The 17,384-nt window shown below is 51.7% G+C and carries 15 protein-coding genes and 3 pseudogenes; 8 read left to right on the top strand and 10 right to left on the bottom strand.

Translation table 11 applies throughout. The features are described 5' to 3' along the window. The first annotated feature begins 102 nt into the window (after positions 1–102). On the top strand, positions 103–1,002 hold the full coding sequence (locus tag KQP84_RS08565) for a DMT family transporter (RefSeq protein ID WP_215848233.1): 900 nt from the start codon (positions 103–105) through the stop codon (positions 1,000–1,002). Between the two features lie 36 nt (positions 1,003–1,038). Here the strand turns inward: KQP84_RS08565 and KQP84_RS08560 are convergent, their stop codons facing one another. Next, the gene (locus tag KQP84_RS08560) at positions 1,039–1,278 is read right to left on the bottom strand and encodes a hypothetical protein (RefSeq protein ID WP_215846009.1); all 240 of its coding nucleotides are present in this window, start codon (positions 1,276–1,278) and stop codon (positions 1,039–1,041) included. A 268-nt stretch (positions 1,279–1,546) separates the two neighbouring features. On the opposite strand from KQP84_RS08560, the gene KQP84_RS08555 reads away from it, so the two are divergent. Beyond that, positions 1,547–2,767, top strand: a complete 1,221-nt coding sequence (locus tag KQP84_RS08555; protein WP_215846008.1) for an L-lactate MFS transporter — start codon at positions 1,547–1,549, stop codon at positions 2,765–2,767. A 67-nt stretch (positions 2,768–2,834) separates the two neighbouring features. Here the strand turns inward: KQP84_RS08555 and KQP84_RS08550 are convergent, their stop codons facing one another. Then, positions 2,835–3,710 carry an SMP-30/gluconolactonase/LRE family protein gene (locus KQP84_RS08550; RefSeq protein ID WP_215846005.1) on the bottom strand — a complete coding sequence of 292 codons (876 nt, stop codon included), beginning with the start codon at positions 3,708–3,710 and terminating at the stop codon, positions 2,835–2,837. A 263-nt stretch (positions 3,711–3,973) separates the two neighbouring features. Between KQP84_RS08550 and KQP84_RS08545 the strand changes: the two genes are divergently transcribed. Beyond that, on the top strand, positions 3,974–4,141 hold the full coding sequence (locus tag KQP84_RS08545; protein ID WP_215846003.1) for a hypothetical protein: 168 nt from the start codon (positions 3,974–3,976) through the stop codon (positions 4,139–4,141). Positions 4,142–4,212: 71 nt separating this feature from the next. On the opposite strand, the gene KQP84_RS08540 is transcribed toward KQP84_RS08545, so the two are convergent. From KQP84_RS08540 to KQP84_RS08525, 4 genes and pseudogenes are all read right to left on the bottom strand, one after another. Beyond that, positions 4,213–4,494 carry a putative periplasmic lipoprotein gene (locus tag KQP84_RS08540; protein WP_215846001.1) on the bottom strand — a complete coding sequence of 94 codons (282 nt, stop codon included), beginning with the start codon at positions 4,492–4,494 and terminating at the stop codon, positions 4,213–4,215. Positions 4,495–4,745: 251 nt separating this feature from the next. Beyond that, positions 4,746–5,549 carry a hypothetical protein gene (locus KQP84_RS08535; RefSeq protein WP_215845999.1) on the bottom strand — a complete coding sequence of 268 codons (804 nt, stop codon included), beginning with the start codon at positions 5,547–5,549 and terminating at the stop codon, positions 4,746–4,748. A 9-nt stretch (positions 5,550–5,558) separates the two neighbouring features. After that, positions 5,559–6,011, bottom strand: coding sequence for a universal stress protein (locus KQP84_RS08530; RefSeq protein WP_215845998.1), 453 nt, complete (start codon positions 6,009–6,011; stop codon positions 5,559–5,561). A gap of 7 nt (positions 6,012–6,018) precedes the next feature. Next, positions 6,019–6,802, bottom strand: a pseudogene (locus KQP84_RS08525) (IclR family transcriptional regulator). Positions 6,803–6,953: 151 nt separating this feature from the next. Between KQP84_RS08525 and KQP84_RS08520 the strand changes: the two are divergent. From KQP84_RS08520 to ypdK, 3 genes are all read left to right on the top strand, one after another. Next, positions 6,954–8,555, top strand: a complete 1,602-nt coding sequence (locus tag KQP84_RS08520; protein WP_215845996.1) for an MFS transporter — start codon at positions 6,954–6,956, stop codon at positions 8,553–8,555. 6 nt (positions 8,556–8,561) lie between these two features. Then, positions 8,562–9,590 (top strand): HlyD family secretion protein, encoded by a 1,029-nt coding sequence (locus KQP84_RS08515; RefSeq protein ID WP_215845994.1) that lies wholly within the window; start codon positions 8,562–8,564, stop codon positions 9,588–9,590. Positions 9,591–9,792: 202 nt separating this feature from the next. Beyond that, positions 9,793–9,864, top strand: coding sequence for a membrane protein YpdK (ypdK, locus tag KQP84_RS08510; protein ID WP_006120362.1), 72 nt, complete (start codon positions 9,793–9,795; stop codon positions 9,862–9,864). A gap of 39 nt (positions 9,865–9,903) precedes the next feature. Here ypdK and alaC read toward each other — a convergent pair whose 3' ends face one another. Next, positions 9,904–11,139 carry an alanine transaminase gene (gene alaC, locus KQP84_RS08505; RefSeq protein WP_215845992.1) on the bottom strand — a complete coding sequence of 412 codons (1,236 nt, stop codon included), beginning with the start codon at positions 11,137–11,139 and terminating at the stop codon, positions 9,904–9,906. Positions 11,140–11,254: 115 nt separating this feature from the next. Continuing rightward, positions 11,255–11,779: a GNAT family N-acetyltransferase gene (locus tag KQP84_RS08500; protein ID WP_215845990.1), complete on the bottom strand. Its 525-nt coding sequence runs from the start codon at positions 11,777–11,779 to the stop codon at positions 11,255–11,257. A 278-nt stretch (positions 11,780–12,057) separates the two neighbouring features. On the opposite strand from KQP84_RS08500, the pseudogene KQP84_RS08495 reads away from it, so the two are divergent. Together KQP84_RS08495 and KQP84_RS08490 are read left to right on the top strand one after the other, a co-directional pair. Continuing rightward, positions 12,058–13,727 (top strand): annotated as a pseudogene (locus KQP84_RS08495) (LytS/YhcK type 5TM receptor domain-containing protein). Continuing rightward, positions 13,724–14,446: a LytR/AlgR family response regulator transcription factor gene (locus KQP84_RS08490; protein ID WP_215845988.1), complete on the top strand. Its 723-nt coding sequence runs from the start codon at positions 13,724–13,726 to the stop codon at positions 14,444–14,446. The pseudogene KQP84_RS08495 and the gene KQP84_RS08490 overlap by 4 nt, the downstream one beginning before the upstream one ends. Positions 14,447–14,479: 33 nt before the next feature. Here the strand turns inward: KQP84_RS08490 and glk are convergent, their stop codons facing one another. Both glk and KQP84_RS08480 read right to left on the bottom strand, forming a co-directional pair. Further along, a complete protein-coding gene (glk, locus tag KQP84_RS08485; RefSeq protein ID WP_215845987.1) occupies positions 14,480–15,445 on the bottom strand; it encodes a glucokinase in 966 nt (321 codons plus the stop codon). A 162-nt stretch (positions 15,446–15,607) separates the two neighbouring features. Beyond that, positions 15,608–17,256 (bottom strand): annotated as a pseudogene (locus KQP84_RS08480) (thiamine pyrophosphate-binding protein). Positions 17,257–17,384: the final 128 nt, after the last annotated feature.

Genomic DNA, 17,384 nt, shown 5'->3' with positions numbered 1-17,384 from the left:
TGGCGAAAAATGCGCAAGAATTTGCAAGTTCAGCGCAGCCCGGTGCAAGCCAGCCTGCCAGAGGCGGCATACACTGCGCCCATTCTGGTGTGGAGAATCGCAATGAACCTGTTTTTATACCTTTCCGTCGTTATCATTTGGGGCACCACCTGGATCGCCATTTACGCACAACAGGCCGCGGGCGGCAGTGCTGTCACCGTGGCGGTGTTCTGGCGATTTCTACTGGCTGCTGGGGTGATGTTGGTGGCGCTACGTCTGTTCAAACGCCTGCAGAGCTTAACGCTGCGCGATCACCTGTTTTGCCTGTTACAAGGCTGCTGTGTTTTCGGCTTCAATTTTGTCTGTTTTTATCATGCAGCCGCGTGGATCAGCAGTGGGCTGGAGTCGGTGATCTTTTCGATGGCGGTGCTGTATAACGCCCTCAACAGTTGGATCTTCTTTCGTCAACGTCCTTCAGCACGCCTCTTCCCCGCCGCCTTGCTGGGTATTGGCGGTATCGTCGCCCTGTTTTGGCATGACCTGCGTGACACCCAAGCTTCAGCCGAGTTGCTGTGGGGCATTGGATTAAGCGCACTCGGTACGCTGGGCTTTTCGTTTGGCAATATGATCAGTAATCGCCATCAGCGCGTGAAACGCGATGTGTTGACCACCAACAGTTACGGCATGCTCTATGGCGCGTTAGTGATGGCGGCGTTATCGCTGGTGCAAGGTGAATCGCTGCAACCTACCTGGAACGTGCAATGGTTGGGGGCATTAAGCTATCTGGCAATATTTGGCTCGGTGATTGGCTTTGCTGCGTATTTTACGTTGGTAGGCCGTATTGGATCGAGTCAGGCCGCCTATTGCACGCTGCTGTTCCCGCTGGTCGCATTGGCATTATCAACCCGCTATGAAGGGTATGTTTGGCACGCAAGCGCCATCCTTGGCCTTGTCATGATCTTGCTGGGCAATTTAGTGATGTTTGCCCGCTGGCCGACGATCCGTCGCCGCGCTATTGCTTGACTGGATTGCGGGTTTCGGCCCGCATTCTGTTGAGTGTCAGGCCCATTGTTGTTGGTTTATATTAAGTTTCTGTGGTTGATTGATGGCTTTACGCGCAATCCAGTAAAGCAACACACGCTCATCGTCACTATCACGATCGGCCATCGACAACAGCTTCAACGCCAGAGTCGACTTTGTTACCGGCTGTTGTTCTACGCTCAGTTCAATCACAGCCTGACCGATAATGCAGCACACTTCATTCTCGCTGGTAACGGATTCATATGTACGGTCTTTCATATTTCCTCCTGATAAGTGAACCCTTAGCCTGGCAAAAAAACTACAAACCTGCTTTCGCAACGCGCTGATTGAAACATTATCTTACGGCTAATTACCGTTACTTATTACTTTGCCGCTTCGGTTACATCTGGCGGGACAAACCGTTCATACCCGCTTAGTGGCATTTCATTCCGTTTACCGTTCCGTTCATTCCGTTGTTTCTCCTGCGCGCGAAAGCCTGAAGTAACCTGAATGCAGTTTCCAGATTCCCAGGCGGGAGAGATAAGTCATGAATCAGACTCAACAAGCGTCTTACCAGCGTACGCGCTGGCTTACCCTGATCGGCACCGTGATTACGCAGTTTGCACTGGGTTCGGTTTACACCTGGAGTTTATTCAACGGGCAGTTATCACAAAAACTGGATGCCTCAGTCAGTCAGGTGGCGTTCTCGTTTGGGCTGCTCAGCCTGGGTTTGGCTGTCGCGTCGTCGTTGGCGGGTAAATTGCAGGAACTGTTTGGCGTACGTAACGTGACGATTGGCGCGGGCATTTTAATGGCGCTGGGCTTTTGGCTGACAGCCCATGCGGACAACCTGATGATGCTCTATCTCAGCGCCGGCATTTTAGTGGGTCTGGCGGATGGCGCGGGTTATCTGATGACATTATCGAACTGCGTTAAGTGGTTTCCTGAGCGGAAAGGCATGATTTCAGCCTGTGCGATTGGTGCATATGGTTTGGGAAGCCTGGGTTTCAAATTTATCTGTGGCGCGCTGCTCACACGCTTTGGTCTGGAGCAGACCTTCATTATTTGGGGTCTGCTGGCAATGTCGATGATTATCATCGGTGCCTTGATGATGCGTGAAGCACCACAACAAAGCGCAGCGAATGCCATTCGCGAACGGACACGTGATTACACACTGGCGCAATCGGTACGTTTACCGCAGTACTGGATGTTGGCGTTGATGTTCCTGACTGCCTGCATGAGCGGTTTGTACGTTATCGGGGTGGCGAAAGATATTGGTGAAGGCTTGGTGCATTTGACAACACAAACTGCTGCAAACGCGGTAACGGTGATTGCGATTGCTAACCTCAGCGGCCGTTTAATCCTCGGCGTGTTGTCAGATAAGATGGCGCGTATTCGCGTTATTTCACTGGCGCAGATTGTGTCACTGACCGGTATGAGCGTATTGCTCTTCACCCAGATGAATGAAACCACCTTCTTCTTATCAGTCGCCTGTGTCGCCTTTAGTTTCGGCGGCACGATTACCGTGTTTCCGTCATTGGTCAGTGATTTCTTTGGCCTGAATAATTTGACCAAAAACTATGGATTAATTTATCTCGGCTTTGGTATTGGTAGCGTGATGGGATCGCTGGTGGCTTCACTGTTCGGTGGATTCACTGTCACCTTCAGCTTGATTATGACGTTATTAGTGATCTCACTGTTTTTGTCATTGACCGTTCGTCTACCGCAGCGTGATGCCCCAGGCAAGCAGCTGTTACAGCGCAACTGATCCGCACATACCCTGCGGCACAATAGCGCTGAAAAAAGGGCTGCATGCGTTGCAGCCCTTTTTCGTTTTAGCCGCGAAACAGCGGCTCAGCAAGACCTGCAATATCAAGCTCCACCGAAAAAATGTCGCCTGATTGCGGGTAGCGTGCCAGCTCTTCCTCGGTACGATCTTCACGTGAACTGGTGATATAGAGCGTCTTCAAATCCGCGCCTCCGAACGCCACCATGGTGGGCCATTTCACTGGCAGGGCGATTTCATCAACAATCTCTGCGCTGTTGGGATCGATACGCACTACGCGCCCGCCATCAAATTGCGCAGACCAATAAAAGCCTTCACTGTCGACCGCGGCGCCATCGGGCAAACCGCCTTTTGCATCAAAACGGCGGAAGAGTTCGCGTTCGCCCGGTTCGCCGCTCTCATTCAACGGATAGCGATATAACACCTCGTTCGGCGTATCGCTGTGATACATCCAGCGGCGATCGGCGGAAAAAGCCAGGCCGTTTGAGATTTTTATGTCGCGCGCTTTTACGTCCAGTTCCAACGCTGAATTGACTCGGCACAGCAGGCCACCGTTTTTGTCTTGTGGTTCCCAAAGACTGCCGCACCAAAAGTTGCCCCAGGGATCGACGCGTCCGTCGTTGAAACGGCTTTTCGCCGCAACGCCCGGATTGTCTGCCACTTTGCGCTGTGGCTTGCCTTGCGCATCCAGCAACCACACACCGCTACGAAGCGCTGCAATCAAGCCGCCCTCTTCCCGTAAGCCAATGCATCCCACTTCTTCAACCTGCGGAAAGGTCTTCACTTCACCACTGCGTGGATCAAAGCAGTGGATAGCGGGTGCCAGAATGTCAACACACCATAAAACCTGCTCCTTGACTGACCACAACGGGCATTCGCCTAATTCAGCTTGTAAAGCTAACGCTGTTTTAACTGTATGTGGCATTGCTCTCTCCCAATCAGATAACCTGATAATAATGTAGCGGCAATTTCGCCCGGAATGAGAATTATTTTCTCTTGATTTTAGGACTATTCTCGCCGATAGTATTTTCTATTCAGTGAATTCTGATTGGATTATATTTTCTTGCTGCAAAAAACCGCACTTTGTAATACTCCGAAATATCTCTCTAAATAACTCTACATTTCGTGCATCTTCACTCCATTTTTCCGGTGTAATGTCGTAGTCATCGGAAAAGAGGAGAACTTTCCATGAAAAATATTATTAAAGTCGCTTCGGTGTTTGCGCTAATTACTTTACTTAGCGGCTGTATCATTGGACCGCGACACGGCGGCGGATATCATGGAGGCGGAGGTTATCATGGAGGGCATCACGGCGGTTATCATGGCAATAACCATGGCGGGTATCATCGCCGCTAACGGGCAAAGATTTCACACAGCATAAAATAAAAATAAGATCAGGGCGGGACAATGTATCCCGCCCTTTTTTATTAACTCTTCACCGCATAATTACATTGATACCAAGCCTTCTTCAGACCTGGAATATGGCTATCCTGCGCCGGTAAAGATTCAACTTTATCAAATCCTTTCTTATTGCAATATTCCGCCAGATCAATGTCCAGCGCGTCTTTATTAACTTTCTCTGGATCAAAACGATATTGCACTGTATTTGAACGGGTATCTTCATCAATGCGTTCAAATGCTCCCGGTTTGTTGGCAGTACAACCGCTCAACAGAATAAGTGCCAGTGCGCCGGTTAATAATTTATTCATTTTTCATGTCCTCACATTGCCGCGCAGTGTAAGCCGCTACAGCAGACGCATCCATAGGATTAATGCGCGAATTCTTTCAATATCACGAGATTTCACCGATTAAATCAATAAGATTAAACGGCTATATCTATCATTAACGGCGTGACAAGATGCATTCAGACAAAACGAAGTCTGTACCACACCAGGTAAAATCCAGAAGAAAAACTCATCTTGACCTTTCTAGCCCGCGCTGAGCGGGCTTTTTTTGCCTGCTAGCCGGAAAGTGCAATCATTCTACGAAGCAAATTGGCCGCTTGCTTGTCAGGTAATGCGAGAATCGCGCTATAAAGATCGATCGACATCACGCACATTGATGAACGATCTACAGCGGTATCGGCTGGCATGTTCAATTGCTGCAGCTTATCTCCCCATTTTTTATAGAGATGTGCCACGATATTTTGCAGATCACGCTGGGCTGTGACTTTATCCATTGGCTGTTCCGCGCCAGTGCTGGCCAGCAACAGCTGTTCCATCGCCTGCGCGTCCAGTTTATTCAACTCGGCAGAAAGGGTTTTCTCAACATTCACACCGCCGCTAACTTGCGGATAAAGATAGCGAAAGCAGAGCTGCGGATCGCGCTGGTTCAGCGCCTGCATCTCCTGCACTGAAACACCGATATAATTTACGACGGCTTTATCTGATGCGCGCATCAAACGCTGATTAATGACGTCCGCCAGCCAACCACGCAGTTCGCCAATCGCCTGCTGCGGTGATTCACCCGCACGGGTTTTGTGCAGGAACTCCTGTACCAGCAATTGCCACAGCGCAGGTTCCTGCTGTTGTAAAACGCGATAACCGGGCGTTTGTGACAGCAGCAGCACCGCTTTTTCGCGCTGCTGCACTTGCTGCTGCTTGGGTTGTACCCAACTGAACCAGAGTAAATTCGCCAGGAGCAGCGGAAAAACAAAAATAAGTACGCCTTGCCAGGCTCGCAGTCGCGTCGTTTTTATCAGCACGATGATGATCAACGCCAGCAGCGCAAAAGCCACCAGCGTAGTGATGAACAGAGAGGTCATGCGGAAAAGTTAGTCCTTACGAACGTCAATTAAAACCGGGCAATGGGCTCGTTCAATCACAGAAGCACTCACCGATCCTTTCAGTAAGCGATTAAAGGATGAAAGATGGCGACGACCCATAATAATCATGCTGGTTTGAAGCTGTTCCGACTGGGCTATGATGGTATCAGCCGCTTCGCCCGCCAGGATCATTCCGCGCGCATTTACGCCAGCACGTAACAGTAATGCCAATGCACGGCGCACCACCATCTCGGCACTGTTTTGCTCATCTTGCGCGGCAAGGAAATCAGCGGGATCTTCACCTGCATCAATCTCAATCGGTTGGTTGCAAGAGGAATAAGATGGATCAATGCAGCACAGCACCACAACCTGCGCGTTATGCGCCAGCGCTTCATCAGTGGCCAACGAAATAACTTTTTCAGAGACCGGCGAATTATCAATGGCCATTAACAAGGTTTTCATCAAAGGGTTATCCTTCTACAGCGGCGATTTTGCCAATTTCGCGCACCAGCGCGTCTTTGCACTTGAGTATTTCTTCACGATAGCGAGCTTCGTGCTTAAGAAATCGTGCAGTCGGTACCAGTAAAGAGACAGAGAAACGGCCAAACAGCGTGTCTAGCGCCACCGCCATGGTGGAGATGCCTTCCAGCGTTTCACCCCGATCATAGGAGATGCCGGTTTCACGTACTTCCGCGATTCGTTCAAGCAGTTGAGGCAGGGTTTTCACCGTCATTTCAGTGAGTTCACGGTAAGCTTCACCCACCATAACCCGCACATCTTCATCGCTTTCTAACGCCAGCAATGCCCGACCACCAGACGTACTGTAAAGCGGAAGATTCAACCCTATACGTGGCACTACGCGCAATTCACGCGTTGCCACCACATAATGCACGATAGCCAATTGCGTGCCGCTGGCGCGCGCCAGTGAAACGGTTTCATTGATATCGGCACACAATTTTTCCAGCAGCGGCTTTGCTAAATCCACCACATCGGTGTGCACGCTTGAAATAAGTTTGAGCAGCGCCGGGCCAAGTCGCAAACCCCTGCGCCGGTACTGCGTACCAATTGCGCACTGTCGAGCGCCGCAACAATGCGTTGTACCGTTGAGCGGGGTAAATCAACCGCCTGCGCGATTTCTCCCAAGCTCATGCCGCCTGGGTGTTCTCCCAGGGCGTTTAAGATTTTGCTGCGCGAGCGATAACCTGAATACCGCCGGTTTTTTCATCCTCGCGGCTGGATGGAAGTTGAGCCATAGCGTCGTCCTGTTTGAGCTGCCCTACTGTAACGCGAAAAAAACACTTTTTACAGCCTGTACCACATTGCAATACAGCATATCGGGATGTAAGATTACGACCTGTATCACATCGCAATACACTGCATCATAAAAACAAGAGATCACCTGCTATGACCGTCAAGCCAGCCCCCGCGCCGGCGCTTCATCCTTTTACTCTGCGCCTTGCGCTGGGTTTGATCGGCGTATTAATTGCTGCACTGACCTCGGGATTAAACGATCGCGTTACCGATATCGCTTTAGCTGATATTCGTGCGGCTACCGGCATCAGTTACGATCAAAGTAGCTGGATAATTTCTGCTTATCAGGCCGCCGAAGTGGCGGCGATGATGATCGCGCCTTGGTTTGCCGTTACCTTCTCGCTACGCCGCTTCACATTAACGGTGGCGGCGGGTTTTATGCTGACCGGCATTCTGCTGCCATTGATGCCAACCCCGGCAATGTTTATCGGTTTACGCGTATTACAGGGTTTATTTGGCGGTGCGCTGCCGCCGATGCTGATGACTGTTGCGCTGCGCTTTCTGCCGCCACCGCTAAAACTGTATGGTCTTGGCGCTTATGCCTTAACCGCGACGTTTGGCCCTAATATGGCCGCATCGTTGGCGGCGTTCTGGACCGATGATGTCAGCTGGATGTTTGTGTTCTGGCAAGTCGTGCCCGCGATGCTTATCGCAATGGTATTGATTGGCTACGGATTGCCACAGGATCCCCTGCGTATTGAACGTTTTAAGCAGATTGATCTGTTTGGCATGCTCACCGGCTGCAGCGCCATGTCACTGCTGATCCTGGTGCTCACTCAAGGTGAACGCCTCGACTGGCTCGATTCGCCGTTAATTGCCGGCATGCTGCTGGCCGCGCTGCCGCTGTTTGTGGTGTTCCTGATTAACGAATGGTTTCATCCGCTGCCCCTGTTTAAGTTACAGATGCTGCAACGCCGTAATCTGACACATGGATTACTGGCGCTGGCAGGCGTATTGATCGTTTCACTTTCAGGATCTGCCCTGCCTTCCGCTTACTTTGCTCAGGTTGAAGGTTTCCGTACTGTGCAGTTTGCACCGCTGGCGTTAACCATCGGCCTGCCGCAGTTGCTCATCGCCCCACTGATTGCGGCGTTGCTCAATATTCGCTGGATTGACTGTCGCTGGATGCTGGCGGCGGGACTGGGATGTTTAGTGACTTCCTCTCTTTTGGGGATGCAGATCACCAGCGACTGGGCGCGAGAAAACTTTTGGCTGATTCAAATCCTGCAAGCTTTCGGACAGCCGATGGTGATCTTGCCGATATTGATGACCGCGACCAGCGTGGTCGCACCGCCGGAGGGGCCTTTTGCCTCAGCAATGTTTAATACCGTGCGTGGTTTTTCCAGCATTGCGGCATCAACGTTAGTGAGCTGGTTTGTTAGCCACCGTGAGCAGTTTCACTCCAATATTTTGATCAACAACGCGGCCAACCGTTCGTGGTTAATGACCGCATCAGAGAGTAGCCAGGCTAACAGTAGCCATCCGCTGTTGCCTGACGGCAGCGTTAGCGCGACCGAAAATCTCAGTGGTTTTGCAACATTAATAAAGCATCAGGCGCTGGTATTGAGTCTTAGCGATACCTGGCTGCTGCTGATTGGCTTTGCCGCCTTCCTGCTTTTATTGACAGCCATTGTGCCGAAGCGCGTCTGGCCACCACAAACTTTGATTCAACCCGTATCACCGACGTCGAGATAATTGAATATGCGTGCTTTAGTAATGAGAAAAACTGTGCTGCTGAGCCTGCTATTGCTGGTTTTACTGGTCATGGCCTTTTTTGTCTGGTCTGCGATGACCGGCAACGATCACCGCACCAATGATGCTTACGTCAATGCCGACTACACGTTAGTTGCGCCAAAAGTGTCAGGCTATATCGCCAGTGTAAATGTGCAGGATAACCAGCAGGTAAAAGCGGGCGACGTGTTGGCAACGCTGGACGATCGAGATTATCGCGTGGCACTGGAAAGTGCCGCAGCAGATTTGCAAGTGAGCCAGGCCAAACTGCTCAGCAGCCAGGCGCAGCTAGAACAGCAGCAATCCGTGATTGATCAGCAAAAAGCCAGCGTTGCGGCCAGCCAGGCATCTGCGCAATACGCCGGACAAAGTGCCGATCGCTACAATCGCCTGTATAAAAGCGGCACCGTGGCGGCTGATGATCAGCAAAAAGCCAGTTCGACCCAGCGCTCAGCACAGGCGGCGGTGCGCCAAAGTCAGGCGGCATTAGCCTCAGCAATGAAAGAGGTGGGCGTGTTGCAGGCAGCAGTGAGTTCGGCAGAAGCCGATGTCGCAGCGGCTAAAGCCAGCGTTGATCAGGCGCGACTTAATCTCTCTTACACGCGCATCACTGCGCCTGTGTCGGGTATGGTGGGTCAACGATCCGTGCGTTTGGGTGCCTACGTTTCTGCCGGCACTCGCCTGCTGGCGGTCGTCCCGCTGCAGCAAACTTACATCACCGCCAACTATCTTGAGACGCAATTAGCGGATGTCCGGCCAGGTCAGCGCGTTAACGTGACGGTGGATGCGCTACCCGGTAAAACCTTTGTAGGCCGCGTTGACAGCATTGCTCCCGCTACCGGCGCAACCTTTTCTGCCATCTCTCCCGACAACGCAACAGGTAACTACACTAAAGTGGTTCAACGCCTGCCTGTGAAAATCGTGCTGGATAGCGAGCAGCAAAATCTGGCGCAATTACGGGTAGGCATGTCCGCGATCCCTGAAATTCAGGTGCGTTAAATTTTGTGAGTAATATCTCAGTATCACCCTATTTCATTTACGACTGAATCCGCGTAAATTAGCGCCCGATCCTGTTCTGAGTTGCTCAGATCGACCCGAGAAAAAGCGTTTCGTGGTAGTAAGCGGAGACCTTGTTCTCAATCTGTTCGCGTTGCGCTGGCCGGGGATCGCCATCATCGTAACCGCTCAGAGGAGTTGTTTTGTGAAATATGCCTTGATGGGAATTTCGTTTTTCGTGTTGCTGTGGGTTGGCACTTTTGTGCTGATGCTGTAACGCCGCAGGGGGCGACATCGCTGTCGCCCCAGTTGGCTTTTACGCCTCTTCTTCCAGACTTTTTACGCTGCCCGGCAGAATGCCATCGGCGCGAAACATCGCTTTAATTCCCCGCACCGCCTGTCGAATACGATCGCTGTTCTCAATCAGAGCAAATCGCACATGGGTATCGCCGTAATCACCAAAACCGATGCCCGGCGAGACGCAAACTTTCGCTTCTTGCAGCAGATGTTTAGCAAACTCCAGCGAACCCAGATGCGCATAGTGATCGGGAATCTTGGCCCAAACGTACATTGAAGCTTTTGGATTATCGACCATCCAGCCCGCCTCGTGCAGCCCTTTTACCAGCACATCACGCCGACGTTTATACTGCTCGGCAATATCGCGCACGCATTGCTGATCGCCTTCCAGCGCCGCAATGGCAGCAACCTGTAGCGGCGTGAAGGTACCGTAATCGTGGTAACTTTTTATCCGCGCCAGCGCTGAAACCAGCTCTTTGTTGCCAACCATGAAACCGATTCGCCAGCCCGCCATATTGTAGCTTTTTGACAAGGTAAAGAACTCTACCGCCACGTCGCGGGCGCCGGGCACCTGCATAATCGACGGCGCTTTCCAACCGTCATAGACGATGTCAGCGTAGGCAAGATCGTGAATCACCAGCACGTTGTACTGTTTAGCCAGCGCAATGACGCGCTCGAAGAAATCGAGTTCCACGCACTGTGCGGTGGGATTGGACGGGAAGCCCAGCACCATCATCTTGGGTTTGGGATAGCTTTCACGGATGGCGCGTTCCAGTTCGTTGAAGAAATCAACGCCCGCCACCAGTGGAACAGAACGCACCTGCGCACCCGCAATCACCGCACCATAGATATGAATCGGATAGCTGGGATTTGGCACCAGCACGGTATCGCCGTGATCGAGGGTAGCCAGCATCAGATGCGCCAGACCTTCCTTCGAACCGATGGTGACAATGGCCTCCGATTCTGGATCGATTTCAACCTCATAACGCTCGGCGTACCAGCGCGAAATGGCGCGACGCAGGCGTGGTATGCCTTTGGACGTTGAATAGCCATGCGTGTCGTCTCGCTGGGCAACCTGACACAGCTTTTCCACGATATGGGGCGGCGTTGGGCCGTCAGGATTTCCCATCGAAAAGTCGATAATATCTTCGCCGCGTCGACGCGCAGCCATCTTCAGTTCGGCAGTGATGTTGAAAACATACGGAGGTAAACGTTCGATACGCGAGAAACGACGGGGTGTGCTGTTATCAGCCATGGAGTCCTCTGGATTACGTTAGCGCCCGGACCGTCCGAGCGACGCTGGTCACGGTGACCTGAACAAGAACATAACGTGGCGATAACAAGTTTGTCGAGAGCCGCAGAAAATTATTTTATTTTTCCTGATTCAGCCGACCCAGCACCCAATCGTTTACCCAACGACCGTTTAGCAGATAATTATCCCGCAGAGTACCTTCAAGCTGAAAACCGTTTTTTTCCAGAATCCGCCGCGACGGCCAGTTGCCCTCAATCACCATCGCCTTGAGTTTGTGAAAATCAGCTCTGAGCAAAAACTCACACAGCGCCGCCAGCGCTTCACTGCCAAAACCCTGGCCGCAATGACGGCTTAACAGCATGTAGCCCACTTCCGCCTGACGATAAGGCGCCCATTCCGGGCTACAGCCAAACAGGCCAATAGCTTCACCGTTATCGCGCCGCCGCGCGACCAGACACAACATGTGAAAACTGGTGGTTTGCCATGGTGCGAGGCGCTCGTGAAAACGCTGGCGCAGGTCGGCCTCATCAGGAATTTCACTCACCCACGTCATGGTGGTGTGGTCTTCATGTACGGCGCGAAACAGCTGCCAGTCTTCAGACTTCAACGTACTTAAAATTAATCTGGATGTGGTTAAGTGCATTACTCTGCTCCCGTTCGCGGCGAGTTAGTGGTTACTGGCACGCTTTGTCCTGGCAACATAGCAAACCGGTTGATTGACAACCAGCGTCTCGCACATGAAAAACAGATCCCCTTTTTATCACTCAACCTTTCCTCTTTTGTGATTTTTAAGCAGATAAATTGATCTGGCGAAGAAACATCGCGCTTAACGTTGATCGCTGCTAGCGGATCGCGATCACATTTTTTATCATGGCTATCACCTTTTCCTACCAAGAGTCGCCTGTGTCTTCCCACTTCACGATGTTGCTGGCGGTGTTTGATCGTGCCGCATTGATGTTGATCTGCCTGTTTTTTCTGACGCGCACTCGCCTTTTTCGCCAATTGCTGCAAAAAGATGAACACACGCCGCTGGAGAAAGTAGCAGTCACCGGCATCTTTTCACTGTTTGCGCTATTCAGCACCTGGTCAGCCGTTGAGGTAGACGGTTCACTGCTCAATGTCCGCGTGATAGCGGTGATGGCCGGCGGCATTCTGTTTGGTCCTTGGGTCGGCATCGCCACCGGTATTATCGCGGGTTTGCATCGCTTCCTGATCGATATCCACGGCGTGACCTCGGTGCCTTGCCTCATTACCAGCATCATTGCCGGAGTTGTGGCTGGCGGCATTAATCATCGGGTGTTAAAAGAGCATCGCTGGCGCGTCGGTATTCTTGGCGGCATGCTGTGCGAAAGCCTGACGATGCTTTTGATCGTGCTGTGGGCGCGCCCCACATCTGTTGGTTTAGCGATTGTATCTGAAATCGCGCTACCGATGATTTTAGGTGCCTCCAGCATTGGCTTGATCGTGTTGCTGGTGCAAAGCGTCGAAGGTGAAAAAGAGGCAATCGCCGCACGGCAGGCCAAGCTGGCGCTGGATATCGCCAATAAAACCTTGCCGCTGTTTCGTCAGGTAAACAGCGAATCATTGCGTAAAGTTTGCGATATTATTCGACGTGATATCAAAGCAGATGCGGTGGCAATGACCAACAAACAGCAGATTCTGGCCTATGTCGGTTATGGCGAAAAAACTATCAGCACGGCGACGATGACATCAGCCCCACCACTGCACAGGCCATTGCCAGCGGAAAAATAATCATCAGAAACAACGATGAAGCGCATCGAACCAAAGACATTCATTCGATGATTGTGATCCCACTGTGGGAGAAGGGCAAAGTCACCGGCACGCTGAAAATCTACTATCGCCGCGCTCACCGCATTACGGGATCGTTAAAAGAGATGGCGATTGGCCTGTCGCAAATCATCTCTACGCAATTAGAAGTGTCACGCGCCGAACAGCTACGTGAGATGGCCAATAAAGCGGAACTGCGTGCTTTGCAGAGTAAAATAAATCCCCATTTTCTGTTTAACGCACTGAACGCAATCTCCTCTTCCATTCGCTTAAATCCCGATACGGCGCGCCAGTTGGTGATCAACCTTTCGCGCTATTTGCGTTACAACCTTGAGCTTAATGACGACGAAATCATCGATATTAAAAAAGAGTTGTGGCAGGTCAAAGATTACATTGCGATAGAGCAGGCACGCTTTGGTGACAAGCTCACCATGATTTATGACGTCGATGAGGATTTGCACTTTTCGCTGCCGAGCCTGCTGATTCAGCCGCTGGTGGAAAATGCCATCGTACACGGTATTCAGCCCTGTAAAGGCAAAGGTGTGGTCACGCTAAGCGTCAGGGATTTAGGCGATCGGGTACGTATTTCAGTGCGCGATACCGGACAAGGAATCAGTGACGATGTGATAGCGCGAGTGGCACGTGATGAGATGCCTGGAAATAAGATTGGCCTGCTTAATGTGCATCACCGCGTAAAGCTGTTATCCGGTCAGGGATTAACCCTTGTGCGCCACCAACCCGGCACAGAAATTTCTTTCACCTTGAGTAAAAACGGCCAGTTACTGGTGGGGAGCCTTGCGTGAAAGCGATCATCGTTGAAGATGAATTTTTGGCCCAGCAAGAGTTAAGCTGGATGATTCAGCAACACAGCCAAATTCACATTGAAGCCTGTTTTGATGATGGACTGGATGTCCTGAAATACCTGCAACAACATCGCGTTGATGTGATCTTTCTCGACATCAATATCCCGTCGCTGGACGGTATGTTGCTGGCGAAGAATATTAATCAATTCGCCCATAAACCGTTGATTGTTTTTATTACTGCCTGGAAAGAACATGCTGTGGAGGCGTTCGAACTTGAGGCTTTTGACTACATTCTTAAGCCCTATCACGAATCACGCATTGTCACTATGCTCAGCAAGCTGGAGGCGACCTGGCAACAGCAGCATACGCAAACGCCTGCCGCCCATGTCTCGCAGACCGTAAATTTGCAAAAGGATGAGCGCATCATCGTTACTGACGTCAATGATATTTATTACGTCGAAGCGCATGAAAAATTGACGTTTGTTTATACCCGACGCGAAGCCTATGTGATGTCGATGAACATCAGTGAATTTTGTTCCCGCCTGCCCGAGCAACAGTTTTTCCGCTGCCACCGCTCTTACTGTGTGAATCTCAATAAGATTCGTGAGATTGAGCCGTGGTTCAACAATACCTATCTGCTGAAACTGCGCGATCTTGAATTTCAGGTGCCGGTGAGCCGCAGCAAGGTGAAAACCTTCCGCCAACTGATGCGTTTATAGCGAAAAAAACGGCCCGCAGGCCGTTTTAAAACGTTAAAGCTCGCGTCCCAGCGTCTGACGCAAATGCGCGCCTGCGCCTAACAAGCCCGGCTGATCGTGGGTGATCATGTAGACGGGGATATCCGCAACGTAATCGCGGAAGCGACCCTTGTCTTCAAACGCGGCGCGGAAGCCAGACGCTTTGAAAAATTCAAGGAAGCGCGGCACGATGCCACCAGCGATATACACGCCACCGAAAGTGCCAAGGTTCAATGCCAGGTTACCGCCAAAACGGCCCATGATGACGCAGAACAGCGACAATGCACGACGGCAATCAATGCAGCTGTCGGCCAGGGCACGTTCGCTGACATCTTTCGGTTTCAGGTTTTCCGGTACGCGATGATCCGCTTTCACGATAGCGCGATAAAGATTCACCAGGCCAGCGCCCGAGAGCACGCGCTCGGCTGAAACGTGGCCCAACTCTTCACGCAGCACTTCCAGAATTTGATCTTCTTCTTCACTGTTTGCCGCGAAATCGACGTGGCCGCCCTCGCCCGGCAGGCTAACCCAACGTTTATCCACGTGGACTAAATGGCTGACACCTAAACCGGTGCCTGCGCCATAAATCGCAATCGGCTTATCTTTGATCGGTTCTTTGCCGCCAAACTGAATCATGTTTTCAGCGCTTAACATCGGGATCGCCATCGATACCGCGGTAAAGTCGTTAATGATCTCAAGGTGTTCGAAACCGATGTTCTCTTTTAACGTGCGCGTTGAGAACGCCCAGTCGTGGTTGGTCATTTCAACCCAGTCATCGGTAATGGGGCAGGCAATGGCAATACAGCCATCTTTAATATCCTGCTTTTGTTCATCAAGATAATGGCGGATGACGGCTTCGAGGCTGTCGTATTCTGATGTTGAGAATGTTTTGGCCTGGGAGATGCTGCCGCTTTCCACCTCACACAAGGCGAGACGGGCATTTGTGCCGCCGACATCGCCGACCAAGGCATAGGTTGTCATTCTTCTGTTGCTCCGCTTGGGGTCTTTAAGAGTTGGAGGACACTATAAAATCCTGCCCATAAAACAACAACGCTCACCGGTGGGAAAGGTGAGCGTCTAACTCAAGGTGATGCACAGCCTAACCGCGATAGCACGCAGTGCACAGCGGCAACTTTCTGAATCTTATCCGCTGTTACGTTGATTCAGGCACGCCGTGACTTTACGCAGCAGGGGCGGCAGGTCATCTTTCTGCATAACGACTTCCACCAATGTCAACCGCTGCGGCTCGGCAAGTCGCGCCATCACTGCTTGTAACTGTACGGTTTCACTGATGCGCCAACTCTGCGCCTGGCCGTGCAGGCTAAGGGCTTGCGGCAGCGCCGTCCAGTTCCACTGGGCGATATCATTGTAACGTTGTGTTGCGCCATGAATTGCACGCTCAACGGTATAACCTTCATTGTTCAGTAGAAAAATGATCGGCTGCTGATTATCACGCAGCATCGAACCGAGTTCCTGAATGGTTAACTGCGCCGAACCATCACCAATAATCAAGATAACGCGCTGATCAGGTTTGGCGGTTTGTGCGCCAAAAGCTGCCGGTAAAGTATAGCCGATTGAACCCCACAATGGCTGCACCAGCAATTGCGCCTGTGAAGGTAAACGCAACGCAGCCGCACCAAAAGCAGCGGTGCCTTGATCAGCAAGGATAATGTCGCCCGGCTGGATAAATGTTTGCATCGCACGCCAGAACGCGTTTTGGCTGATGTAAGCCGCATCTTCAACGGGTATGCAGGGTAAAGCCGCTGGCGCAAGTGACCAGCGTGATGCATAACGCTGAAACAGCGTGAGCAGTACTTCAAGCGCTTCATCCATGCCGATCGCGAAGTGTTGTCCCGCCACACTGGCGCTTTCAAGTTGCAAATCAATCAGCTTTTCAGCGGTGAACTGCTGGGTAAAACCTGCTGTCAGGGTATCGGTAAAACGCACGCCAACGCAGATCGTGACATCAACCTGCTCAATTAATGCGCTGATGTTGCCTTCGCTGGCTTTGCCTGCGTAGGTTCCGACATAACCGGACTGTTGTTCATCCAGCACCCCTTTACCCATCAACAAACTGGCGCAAGGAATGGCGCGTTCAGCGCGCAGATCAGCCAGTGCAGCTTGTTGCTGGCAGCGCAACGCCAAAAAATCGGCTAACAATGAGACGCGCTGAGCTGAAGATAACAACGTTTCCGCAGCTGACTGGAAATCAACGCGTGCTTGCGGTGAGGATTGAAGAGTAAAATTCAGCGGCTGGGTTGGCGGTTCAACGTCGATTTGTGCCACATCCACCGACAACATCAAATATCCCGGCCGCTTTGCCTGCATCGCGCTAATAATGACCCGATCAATTTCTGCCGTGGCGTTTTCTGCACTGAGCTGCGCGGTGGCAACGCAGACTTCCTGCGCCATACGAATGAAATGGCCAAAGTCGCCATCACCCAACGAATGGTGAACGCAGTCACCCTGCTGCTGTGCCTTGCTGGAAGGTGCGCCAACAATGTGGATCACCGGCAGGTATTCTGCGTAGCTCCCCGCAATGCCATTAATAGCGCTGAGTTCACCGACACCAAAAGTCGTCAGTAACGCCGCAGCGCCGTTGCAACGTGCGTAACCATCGGCGGCATAGGCCGCATTAAGTTCATTGGCGCAGCCAACCCAGGCTATTTCAGGGTGGCTGATGACGCGATCAAGGAATTGCAGGTTGTAGTCGCCTGGCACGCCAAAAGATGGTTTACACCCATCTCCTGCAGGCGTTTCAGTAAATAATCACCAACGGTAAAAGAGGTCATGATCAGGGCGTCCTTTAGGAGATTGTCCTTTTGAGTATCCAACATGACGCTGATTCAGCGAGAAATTCGACGCGCATCGCCGGGGATTAGTTGGCAAGCTAACGTTACGATGGCAGATAATTCCGTAA

The organism is Candidatus Pantoea bituminis (genome assembly GCF_018842675.1).
Taxonomy (GTDB): Bacteria; Pseudomonadota; Gammaproteobacteria; order Enterobacterales; family Enterobacteriaceae; genus Pantoea; species Pantoea phytostimulans.
This window is presented reverse-complemented; position numbering and strand designations above follow the sequence as displayed.

Bases quoted from the DNA above. Each gene is read 5' to 3' on its own strand.
- KQP84_RS08565 (WP_215848233.1), top strand. From the start codon at position 103: ATGAACCTGTTTTTATACCTTTCCGTCGTTATCATTTGGGGCACCACC.
- KQP84_RS08560 (WP_215846009.1), bottom strand. From the start codon at position 1,278: ATGAAAGACCGTACATATGAATCCGTTACCAGCGAGAATGAAGTGTGC.
- KQP84_RS08555 (WP_215846008.1), top strand. From the start codon at position 1,547: ATGAATCAGACTCAACAAGCGTCTTACCAGCGTACGCGCTGGCTTACC.
- KQP84_RS08550 (WP_215846005.1), bottom strand. From the start codon at position 3,710: ATGCCACATACAGTTAAAACAGCGTTAGCTTTACAAGCTGAATTAGGC.
- KQP84_RS08545 (WP_215846003.1), top strand. From the start codon at position 3,974: ATGAAAAATATTATTAAAGTCGCTTCGGTGTTTGCGCTAATTACTTTA.
- KQP84_RS08540 (WP_215846001.1), bottom strand. From the start codon at position 4,494: ATGAATAAATTATTAACCGGCGCACTGGCACTTATTCTGTTGAGCGGT.
- KQP84_RS08535 (WP_215845999.1), bottom strand. From the start codon at position 5,549: ATGACCTCTCTGTTCATCACTACGCTGGTGGCTTTTGCGCTGCTGGCG.
- KQP84_RS08530 (WP_215845998.1), bottom strand. From the start codon at position 6,011: ATGAAAACCTTGTTAATGGCCATTGATAATTCGCCGGTCTCTGAAAAA.
- KQP84_RS08520 (WP_215845996.1), top strand. From the start codon at position 6,954: ATGACCGTCAAGCCAGCCCCCGCGCCGGCGCTTCATCCTTTTACTCTG.
- KQP84_RS08515 (WP_215845994.1), top strand. From the start codon at position 8,562: ATGCGTGCTTTAGTAATGAGAAAAACTGTGCTGCTGAGCCTGCTATTG.
- alaC (WP_215845992.1), bottom strand. From the start codon at position 11,139: ATGGCTGATAACAGCACACCCCGTCGTTTCTCGCGTATCGAACGTTTA.
- KQP84_RS08500 (WP_215845990.1), bottom strand. From the start codon at position 11,779: ATGCACTTAACCACATCCAGATTAATTTTAAGTACGTTGAAGTCTGAA.
- glk (WP_215845987.1), bottom strand. From the start codon at position 15,445: ATGACAACCTATGCCTTGGTCGGCGATGTCGGCGGCACAAATGCCCGT.